This is a genomic window from Longimicrobium sp., from assembly GCF_036387355.1.
In the GTDB taxonomy this organism is placed as follows: Bacteria; Gemmatimonadota; Gemmatimonadetes; order Longimicrobiales; family Longimicrobiaceae; genus Longimicrobium.
Genome location: NZ_DASVTX010000239.1, coordinates 1 through 9,438 on the forward strand (window position 1 = coordinate 1; position 9,438 = coordinate 9,438).

At 68.5% G+C, this 9,438-nt stretch carries 9 protein-coding genes; 5 read left to right on the forward strand and 4 right to left on the reverse strand.

Annotation, left to right across the window (positions count from 1 at the left end; all coding sequences use genetic code 11):
* The 4 genes from VF665_RS10675 to VF665_RS10690 form a co-directional block, all read left to right on the forward strand.
* Positions 1-1,096: glycoside hydrolase family 10 protein (locus VF665_RS10675; RefSeq protein WP_331053413.1), on the forward strand; the 1,096-nt coding region annotated here is incomplete at its 5' end.
* 162 nt (positions 1,097-1,258) lie between these two features.
* Positions 1,259-2,575 (forward strand): serine hydrolase domain-containing protein, encoded by a 1,317-nt coding sequence (locus tag VF665_RS10680; protein WP_331053414.1) that lies wholly within the window; start codon positions 1,259-1,261, stop codon positions 2,573-2,575.
* A 138-nt stretch (positions 2,576-2,713) separates the two neighbouring features.
* Positions 2,714-3,628, forward strand: coding sequence for a hypothetical protein (locus tag VF665_RS10685; protein ID WP_331053415.1), 915 nt, complete (start codon positions 2,714-2,716; stop codon positions 3,626-3,628).
* On the forward strand, positions 3,625-4,086 hold the full coding sequence (locus VF665_RS10690; RefSeq protein WP_331053416.1) for a type II toxin-antitoxin system VapC family toxin: 462 nt from the start codon (positions 3,625-3,627) through the stop codon (positions 4,084-4,086). Before VF665_RS10685 ends, VF665_RS10690 begins: the two co-directional genes overlap by 4 nt.
* A 159-nt stretch (positions 4,087-4,245) precedes the next feature.
* Here VF665_RS10690 and VF665_RS10695 read toward each other — a convergent pair whose 3' ends face one another.
* On the reverse strand, positions 4,246-5,385 hold the full coding sequence (locus VF665_RS10695) for a PQQ-dependent sugar dehydrogenase (RefSeq protein ID WP_331053417.1): 1,140 nt from the start codon (positions 5,383-5,385) through the stop codon (positions 4,246-4,248).
* Between the two features lie 137 nt (positions 5,386-5,522).
* On the opposite strand from VF665_RS10695, the gene VF665_RS10700 reads away from it, so the two are divergent.
* Positions 5,523-6,365 (forward strand): formate/nitrite transporter family protein, encoded by an 843-nt coding sequence (locus VF665_RS10700; RefSeq protein ID WP_331053418.1) that lies wholly within the window; start codon positions 5,523-5,525, stop codon positions 6,363-6,365.
* Between the two features lie 195 nt (positions 6,366-6,560).
* On the opposite strand, the gene VF665_RS10705 is transcribed toward VF665_RS10700, so the two are convergent.
* The 3 genes from VF665_RS10705 to VF665_RS10715 all read right to left on the reverse strand — a co-directional run.
* Positions 6,561-7,547 carry a C39 family peptidase gene (locus VF665_RS10705; protein ID WP_331053419.1) on the reverse strand — a complete coding sequence of 329 codons (987 nt, stop codon included), beginning with the start codon at positions 7,545-7,547 and terminating at the stop codon, positions 6,561-6,563.
* 398 nt (positions 7,548-7,945) lie between these two features.
* A complete protein-coding gene (locus VF665_RS10710) occupies positions 7,946-8,647 on the reverse strand; it encodes a M15 family metallopeptidase (RefSeq protein ID WP_331053420.1) in 702 nt (233 codons plus the stop codon).
* Between the two features lie 119 nt (positions 8,648-8,766).
* Positions 8,767-9,438: M28 family metallopeptidase (locus VF665_RS10715; protein ID WP_331053421.1), on the reverse strand; the 672-nt coding region annotated here is incomplete at its 5' end.

Below are 9,438 nucleotides of genomic sequence, written 5' to 3' on the forward strand. Positions count from 1 at the left end.
CACGCTGATGGAGCAGGCCCGGCGCGCCAACTTCAACATCGTCTACTTTCAGGTCCGCGGCCCGGGTGACGCGCGCTACCGCTCGGCGCTGGACCCGTGCTCGCCGCGGCTGTGCGATCGGCTGGGCGGCGTGCCCACCTGGGACCCGCTGGAGGTCGCCGTCCGCGAGGCGCACGCGCGCGGGCTGCAGCTGCACGCGTGGATCAACGCGCTGTCCGGCTGGGAGTCTCGCACCCCGGCGGAGTGCCGCGCGTTGCGGCCCAGCGCGCCGGGGCAGCCCAACCACATTCTTGTGGACCACCCGGAGTGGGCCATGCACACCCGCGCCGGCCGGCCGATGGGGTGCCCCAACGGCGACGAGTACGTCTACCTTTCCCCCGCGCACGCCGGCGTGCGCACGCACCTGGCCCGCGTGGCGGCCGACGTGGTGCGCCGCTACGAGGTAGACGGCGTGCACCTGGACCGCATCCGCTACCCCGGCGCGGCCTTCGGGTGGGACCCGGCGGCGCTGCGGGCGTTCGGAAAGGACCCGGCCAGCGATCCGCAGGGATGGTCGCGCTTTCGGCGGGAACTGGTGAACAGCGTGGTGCGCGAGACGAACGACAGCATCAAGAGCGTGCGCCCGGTGCCGCTTTCCGCCGCGGTGTGGCCCATCTACGACCGCACCCGGTTCGGCTGGCGCGAGTCGTCCAGCGGGGTGTCGCAGTTCTTTCAGGATACGTGGGGGTGGGCGGCCGGCGGCTACCTGGACGTCGCCGTGCCCATGACGTACTTCTACGTGGCCGACGAGCGCTGCTCGTACCGCCCGCGCCGCCCGGGCGAGGAGCCCAACCCCGACTGGGATTGCATGGTGGCCGACCACGTGGACGGCATGCGCCCCAGCGGCCGGCACGTGTACGCGGGCATCGTCACCGGGCTGCCGCTGAACGAGATCGCGCGGCAGGTGCGCATTGGCCGCGAGCGCGGGGTGAACGGCTTTTCCTTCTACTCCTACGGCGCGCTCAACGAGCAGAACGCGTGGTCGTTCCTGGCCAACGGCGTATTCCGCGAGCCGGCCACCGTGCCGCGCATGCCCTGGCTGCGCGCGGCGGACTGATCCGCGGCCCGGCGGGCCGCCTGCACGACGGGAGACGCGGCGAGAGCAATCTCGCCGCGTCTTTCGCGTCCGGCCGTCTCCGGGCTATCGTCTCGAGTGCGGGTCCGTTCATCCCGCGCCCTCCGCCGACCACCCGACCCGGATCCCCATCCGCCGATGCTGATGCGCCGCACGCTGGTCCCCTGGCTGTTCACGCCCCTTGTGGCCGGGGCGCTCGCCTGCTGCGCGCCCACCCGGATCCCTGCGCCGGCGCCCGCGTTGTCCGCGCAGGCGCCGGCGCAGGTGGTGGCGCGCGTGCGGGCGGTGTTCGACTCCGCGGTGGCGGCGGGCGGGTACCCCGGCGCCACCCTGGGCGTGGTGCTGCGCGACGGCTCGTCGTTCGGGATGGCGGCGGGGTGGTCGGACACGGTGGCGCGCCAGCCCATGCGCCCGGACCACCTGCTGCTCAGCGGCAGCACGGGCAAGACGTACGTGGCCGCGGTCGCGCTGCAGCTCATGGCCGAGGGACGGCTGCGGCTGGACGACCCGATCTCGCGCTGGCTGGGCGCCGAGCCGTGGTTCGCCCGCGTGGACAACGGAGAAGCGGTCACCGTGCGCCACCTGATGACGCACACCAGCGGGCTGGTGCGGTACGAGTTCAACCCGCGCTTTGTGGAGGACCTGAACCGCGAACCGGGCCGCACGTGGACGCCCGAGCAGCGGCTGGCGTACCTGTTCGACACGCCTGCTCCGTTCCGGCCGGGCGCGGGATGGGAGTACTCCGACACCAACTACATCGTCCTGGGGATGATCATCGAGCGCATCACCGGGCGTCCGCTGAACGACGAGATCCGCGCGCGGGTGCTGCGGCCGCTGCGGCTGGCGGGGACCGTGCCCTCGGACCGGCCGCGCATTGCGGGGCTGTCGCAGGGCTACGCCGGCCCGCGAAACCCGTTCGGCGGCAGGGACGCTATGGTGCAGAACGGCGCGCTGGTCATCAACCCGCAGTTCGAGTGGGCGGGCGGCGGCTATGCGACCACGGCGCACGACCTGGCCCGGTGGGGAAAGATGATGTACGAAGGCCGCGCGTATCCGCTGGCGTGGCGGGACTCGGCGGTGCAGGGGGTGGAGGCGCCCGGGCTGGGGCAGGGGGCCCGGTACGGCCTGGGCGTCATCATTCGCCCCACGCCGCTGGGGATCACCTGGGGACACGCCGGCTTCATGCCCGGCTACCTGACGGAAGTGCGCTACTGGCCGGATCTCGGCATCTCCGTGGCCGTGCAGGTGAACAGCAGTTCCGGCCGCTCGCCCGCCCCCGTGGTCAATGCCGTCGCCGCCGCCGTGGCTGCAATCGGGCGGGAACCTGACCAACTCGCGCGACGCGGGGCTGAGCTCATCCCGATGGCCGGTCATCGGGCCTCATGCGGCGGACACGGGGGTGCAGGTGGTCGGACGAAGCTTCTGCGTCCGTCGAAAGACGCCTGCCCATTCACCTTCTGACCGGGGGATTTCTGCGCCGTCGAAGCTCTTGACCCCCGCTACGGCCCATGGATACTGTTGCACAGCAGCACCGCAGACGCTCTACGTTTTGCTGACCGCAGCAGGTAGCGATCAATCCATCCGCCTCTGAGGACTCCGATGCCCAAAGTCAAGGTTCAGGGGCCACGCGCGCAGGGCACAACGATCTCGGCTACACTTCTTCACGATCTTTTGGGAGTCGTGATTGAGGGTAGCAAGAAAGCGGTCCGCATTCGCACAGAAGGACGAAGCTCGGCTCGGGGAACAGTTCCGCGCTGGATTGAGGCTTCTGCGGATTTCACCGTCGAGATCCGTGAGGGATCCACCGAAATCCACATCTCCTCGCCCACGCTGCTGGACGTAAATCCGGAGGAGTTTCGCCAGATCGGGTTGTTCCCCAACATCGATCCGCTCCGCACCAGCTTCGACTATTTCGCGGAAAGCGTGTCGGCTGCAGTGCTCGGGGATGAAAGTTCCAGGCTTTTCGACCGATCCCTGCTGCAGTCGCTCCAGCGGCTTCAGTCCGTCTTCGACAGCGGTGCAGAAAGCATCAGCATCATCAACGGAAGCAGCGTCCAGGTCACGCCGTCTCAGCTGGAAAACTTGTCCGTCCTGGAGGCGAAGATCCCGCCTTCCCAGTACGTGAGAATTTCGGGGAAACTGGATTCGATCAGGCACAGCAACCGAACGTTCACCCTGCTCGCCGGTTCTGGAGAGATCGTGCGTGGCCTCGCGGAAAGGACGAGTCCCGAGCAGCTGCAGGCCTTGTGGGGCAGTGACATCGTATTGGGCGGGGTGGCGCATTTTACCGCGGGAGGTGGATTGCTCCGGGTGGAGGCCGACCACATCGCCGAAGCGGGCGAGCGCGATGTTCAGCTTTGGTCACAGATCCCCGAACCGATGGTTCAAGGCCGCTCGGGCACCGATTACAGGAAGGCGCAGGGGCCTCGTTCCGGAGTCAACGCGATTCTGGGGCAATGGCCTGGTGACGAGTCCGATGCTCTCATCCTGAGCGCCTTGGAAGAGGTGTCGTGATTCCTCCGGGCGCGCTCATCCTGCTGGATACCAATGTGCTTGTTCAACTGGTACGTGGGAACGCAGCCGGGAAGCGGATCGACAGTGATTATGGATTGGGCGTGCGGCCCGACCGGCCGCTGATTTCCCTGGTTACAGTCGGTGAGGCAAAGTCGCTGGCTCTGAAGTTCGGCTGGAGCCAGTCCAAGCGGAACGATCTGGACGGGCTCCTCCGGCAACTGGTTGTGGTGAACATCAACGCTGCCGGGATTCCCGATATGTACGCGGAGATCGACCACTACTCAGAACGAGTCGTGAAACCGGCCCGTCCCATGGGCAAGAATGATTTATGGATTGGTGCGACCGCGGCGGCCGTCGGAGCATGGCTGATGACGTCCGACAAGGACTTCGATCACCTCAGTCCCAAGTTTTTCCAGCGAGTCAGGGTAGATGCGCAGACGGGAGTCACGATCCCGTAGACGTGTCGCGCTCCAGGTAGATTTTGCGAAAGGCGCGGACCGGAGTTCCGGGCGTTCGTACTACCGTCGTGAGCACCCGCAAGGCCACGATCCGATGATGATCAGAGGTTGCTTCGGAATCATGCGTGCCGCGTCGACACGTGGCGCCCGATTGCGCGCTCAGCGGCGGTGGACAATGCGGAGCAGGAGGTCGTCGCCGGGGCGGGGGGTGCCGCGGCCGTCGCGGTTGCTGGTGGTGAGGTACAGCGATCCGTCCGGACCCATTACCACGGTGCGGATGCGGCCCAGCTGGCCGGCAAAGAGCGGCTCCGCGGCCGCCGCGCGCCAGCCGGTGCGCGTGCCGGGCGCCGGCTGCAGCACGATGCGCATCAGCCGCTGGCCGCGAAGGCCCGCCACGAAGGCGTCGCCCGCCCACGGAAACTCCGTCCCCGTGTAGAACGCCATCCCGCCCGGCGCCAGGGCGGGCGTCCACTCCACCAGCGGGCGCACGAACTCCGGGCCGCCCGCGTCCCCGGACGCTTCCGGCCAGCCGTAGTTGGCGCCGGGAAGAATGACGTTCAGCTCGTCGCGCCCGGCGCGGAACCACTCGCGCGGCAGGCGCGTGGGCCCGTGGTCCGGCGCGAACAGGTGGCCCGTGCGCGGATGCCACGCCAGCCCCTGCGGATTGCGCACGCCGCGCGCATACACGTACGAGCCCGCAATCGGGTTGTCCGCCGGCACGCCGCCGTCGGGGCGCAGGCGCAGCACCTTTCCCGTCAGCGCCGTGCTGTCCTGCGACGTCCCGGGATGAGTGGCGTCGCCCGTGGTGAGGTACAGCATGCCGTCCGGCCCGAACCGGAGCGCGGCGCCCGCGTGGTACTTGGCCACGCGGATGCCGCCCAGCACCATCACCTGCTCGCCGCCGCGCCCGTTGTGCTCCGTGAGCCGGTAGACGCGGTTCTCCACGCTGTCGCCTCCTGTACGGAACGACCCCACCACAAACACGTGCCCGCTGCGCGCAAAGTCCGGCGCCAGGGCGATCCCCATCAGCCCCAGTTCGCTGCGGCGTGAAACGGCGAGCGTGGCCCACGGCTCCGGGCGCAGCACGCCGCGCTCCACCACGCGGATGCGCCCGTCCCGCTCCGTCACAAAGATCCGTTCATCCGGCGCGAACGCCAGGTCCCACGGCACCTTGAGGCCGGTGGCGACCGTATCCAGCGCCACCCCCGCCGTCGTTCCCGCGGCGGGCAGGCGCGTGGGATTGGTTCGGCAGGCCGCGAGCAGGGCGGCGAGGATCATGGCAAGGAGACGGAGGTTCATCCCGCGCCGGGCGTGCAGGTTCCGCACCCCGTTCCGGCGCGCGCCCGGCCCGCGGAACGCAGCTACGCGCAGGGCCTTCGTCTTGCGCACGCCACGCCGCTCCTGAACACACGGCGGGCACAGCGCAGGAGACTGTCTTGGCGGATCGCGACGAGGAACTGCCGGGGCACGCGCCGAGGCTGGACGAGGCGCAGCGCAAGCAGGCGCAGGACGAGCAGTCGCTGGACGCCAAGACGACCCACGAGGTCATCCGCCAGCAGGGCGAGCGCGAACTGGGGCGCAGCAACCCCGCGCTCGCGTGGTCCGGGCTGGCGGCGGGGCTGGCGATGGGGCTGTCGCTGCTGGGACAGGGCGTGCTGCACGCCCATCTGCCGGACGCGCACTGGCGGCCGCTCGTGGGCTCGCTGGGCTACTCGGTGGGGTTCATGGCCGTCATTCTGGGGAGCCAGCAGCTGTTTACGGAGAACACGCTCACAGCCATCGCGCCGCTGCTCGCGCGGCGGGACAGGCACACGCTGGGCAACGTGGCGCGGCTGTGGGCGGTGGTGTTCGCGGCCAACATGGTGGGCGCGTTCCTGTTCGCGCTGGTGGCGGCGCGCACGGAAATGTTCAGCCCCGAACTGCGCCACTCGTTCGCGGAACTGTCGCGCGAGGCCACGTCCATGGGGTTCGGAACCACGCTGCTGCGCGGCATCTTCGCGGGCTGGATGATCGCGCTCATGGTGTGGATGCTCCCCGCGGCCAAGACGGCGCACGTGCTGGTGATCATCATCATCACCTGGCTGGTGGGCGCGGCGCACCTGTCGCACGTAGTCGCCGGCGCGGTGGAGGCGTTCTACCTGGTCGCGGATGGGGAGAAGGGGATGGGCGCGGCGCTGGGCGGATTCGTGCTCCCGGCGCTCATCGGAAACGTGATCGGCGGAACGCTGCTGGTTGCGTCGCTGAACCACGCGCAGGCCGTGGCGGGGGAGCGGGGATGAGCGCGGCCTCAGGCCGGGTCGATTGCCCCTCACGTGGCAGACGCGGAGGTGCGGAGGTCGCGGGGGAACTATTGGGGATTCCGGGGCGTGACAACGGGGCCCGGTGGCGGGATGGGGAATCGGGGATTGGGGGATGATGGGGAAAGGCCCGGGACGCGGAGTCCCGGGCCTTTCTTCATCCCATCAACATCGCGGTCAGGGGACCAGGTAGGTCTCGTGATAGCGCACGGTGTTGGGGTCGAATGTGGTGCAGTTGCCCTGCCAGGGCGTGGTGATGGCCTTGCCCACGATGGCGCGGCCGTACTGCACGCCCGCGCCGCCCGGCCCGCCGTACGCGGAGCCGTTGCACAGCTGCTGGCCCCACACGCCGGCCGGATCGTTCATGGTGTAGCTGGTGCCGTCGTTGCCGATCAGCAGCATCACGTGGCCGGAACTGGTGAACTTTCCGTGGATCACCACCGGGTGCTGCTTGTTCAGCTCGGCCTCCATCTGCGCCACGGATCCCGTTTCCATGTGCACGCGAATGCGCTGTTTGAGCCCCGCGCGCGCCGCCAGCCGGTTGAAGATCGTGTCGAACTTGAACTCGTCCTGCGACTTCTTCTGGAACTCCGTGTAGATCTGGTCCGGCGTGTAGCCGGCGCCGTAGTACTTCAGCAGCATCGCCATGCTCGTGTTGGCGCAGGTGGCGCCGGGCTCGTACGTGTTGGCGTACTGAAAGAAGTACGGCACGCTGGCGATCAGGTCGCGGATGGTGAAGTCCTTGTACGCGCCCGCCACCTGCGTTCCCGCCGAGTTGTAGCCGCGCACGTACACCCGCCGCACGCCCACGCCGCTGAACTTGTACGTCACGGGAAAGCTGTTCGCCCGGTCGGTGCTGCTGCCCAGCAGGTACGTGCCGTCCGCGTAGTACCTGATGGTGACGATGTCGGCCGTGGCGTCGGCGCGAAAGGTGACGGGGTTGGTGGCCGTGCTGCCGGTGGGGCTCACCCACGCCACCGTCGCCGTTCCCGCCAGCGTGCGCGATGCGGCACTCGGCGCGGCGGTCAGCCCCGAGCCCGCGTCGCAGGCTCCCAGCGCCAGCGTGCCGATCAGCACGGCGAGCGAGTGCGTGCGCCGGCGGGGTGCTCTGCGGGGGATGCGTGCGTGCTCGTCCTGCGCCGGGACGGTGCCTGGAGTGCTCATGGTGCCTCGTGTTCCAAGGGGGGCGGCGACGGTCTGAGTGGATGAGGAATCCGGAATTTCCATACCCTCGCCGCGCGTCGCGACCGCTCGAAAAACGCCGTCGCGCAAGTCAATGGACGGCAACGAGTGCCGCGAGAACATTCCGCAGACGGCGCCGTGATCGTGACCAGAGCGCACGCGTCTCCCGCTGACGCGATGTTGTGCAGCGCAGGCATTCTGGTGCACCGTTCCTAATCGGGCGGATGTCGGCATTGTCCCGGTGCCCGGAGCGATGCGATCCCGGTTGTGAACGGATGAACTGCCGGTTCGCGCGGAGGACGCGGGGAGCATTCCGCATGTGACGAGGGGGCCGCCTCATGGCGGCCCCCTCGTGTGTTTCCAGGAAAGGTCCAGGCGGCTCAGTAGCCGGTGCAGAACTGGAAGTGCATGGGATCCTTGCCCTTGCCTGTCCAGTCGCCGCCCCACTTGAACCCGTGCTCCCGAAATACGGCTACGATCTGCGGATCCAGGTCACCGGCCGTGCCCATCTGGTTGGTGCCGGGGTTGATGTCGACGGCGATCGCCCACGAATGCGTGGAAAGGCGGTTTCCGCCGCGCTTTACCCGGAAGTTGTAGCATCCGCCGAAGGTGCGGATTCCACCCCACAGCCCCTTGTCTTCGATGGCCGCGAATACGTCCGTGAATACCCCGCTGAGCTTCTTGTGACATCCGAAGCTGGTCACCTTCTGGCCTGGCGCCCACGACAGCGGAACAGGACGCGGCAGCGTGGCGGAACCCGCGATGCTCTTCCACCAGTCGGAACTGATCCTGCCGTCCCCCTTCATGAACGGGAACGGGTCACCGAAGGTGGAAATGATCTCGTCCAGACCGTTCGGGGTTTTCAGGGCGGCGTTCTTGACGATGATCTTGTCCGCTTTGGTGCGCCCCTCCAGTTCGGCGCGCGTGGGGATCTCCAACGTGTGGCCGACCACGATAAGGTCGATGTTCTGCAGGCCGTTGTACCCGGCAAGGCTGCGGACGACCTTGGCGTCCTTGTAGAACCTGGTCGCGATCTCCGTAAGAGTATCGCCGGGCTGGATGGTGTAGCGGGTGGCGGGCATGGGGACCTCGATGAAGTTGGGAAGGGTGGTTCGTGGCGGAAACAAAATGCTTCGTACATGCCCGTCCAACAAGATTCTTGTCCGCGTTGCCACCCGCGCCGTGGCGGTGCCCGGTTACCTCATCGGTTCGGCGTTGTGGGCACCGGATCGAGGGCCGGTCGCTGGGCGGCGTTGGCGACCGTCCAGCCGGTGGCGTACATCCAGCGCGTCATTCGCTCCAGCTTGGCGATGTCGATGCGCTCCGGCTCGTCCTCCGGCGTGTGGTAGTCCGGGTGCAGCAGCGTGGTGAAGAAGATGGCCGGAAGCCCCACCCGCGCGTACGGCAGGTGGTCGCTGCGGAAGTACCAGTTCTCCGGATGGCTGGCCGCGTCCCACGTGCTGTCCAGCGCAAAGCCGGGGTTCGCCGCGAGGGCCATGTTCACCAGCGCGGCGCTGTTGCGGTGCGGAGCGATGGAGCCCAGCAGCGCCGCCGAATCCGGATGGTTGCGGCCGATCATGTCGCCGTTGAGCACCGCCACGATGGACGCGCGAGGAACCGTGGGCAGGCGCGCGTACCAGTACGAGCCCAGCAGCCCGCGCTCTTCCGCGCCGTGCCACACGAACAGCGCCGACCGGCGCCCCGGCTGCCGCACGAACGCGCGCCCGATGGCCAGCAGCGCCACGCTCACCGTCGCGTTGTCGTCCGCGCCGTTCCAGATGGAGTCGCCGTTCACGGGCCGGTTCACCCCGTCGTGGTCCTGGTGCCCGCTGAACAGCACGTGCTGGTTCCGCAGCGCCGGGTCCGTCCCCGG

Coding starts and splice junctions, on each gene's coding strand:
- VF665_RS10705 (WP_331053419.1), bottom strand. CDS start 7,547: ATGAGCACTCCAGGCACCGTCCCGGCGCAGGACGAGCACGCACGCATC.
- VF665_RS10695 (WP_331053417.1), bottom strand. CDS start 5,385: ATGAACCTCCGTCTCCTTGCCATGATCCTCGCCGCCCTGCTCGCGGCC.
- VF665_RS10680 (WP_331053414.1), top strand. CDS start 1,259: ATGCGCCGCACGCTGGTCCCCTGGCTGTTCACGCCCCTTGTGGCCGGG.
- VF665_RS10685 (WP_331053415.1), top strand. CDS start 2,714: ATGCCCAAAGTCAAGGTTCAGGGGCCACGCGCGCAGGGCACAACGATC.
- VF665_RS10710 (WP_331053420.1), bottom strand. CDS start 8,647: ATGCCCGCCACCCGCTACACCATCCAGCCCGGCGATACTCTTACGGAG.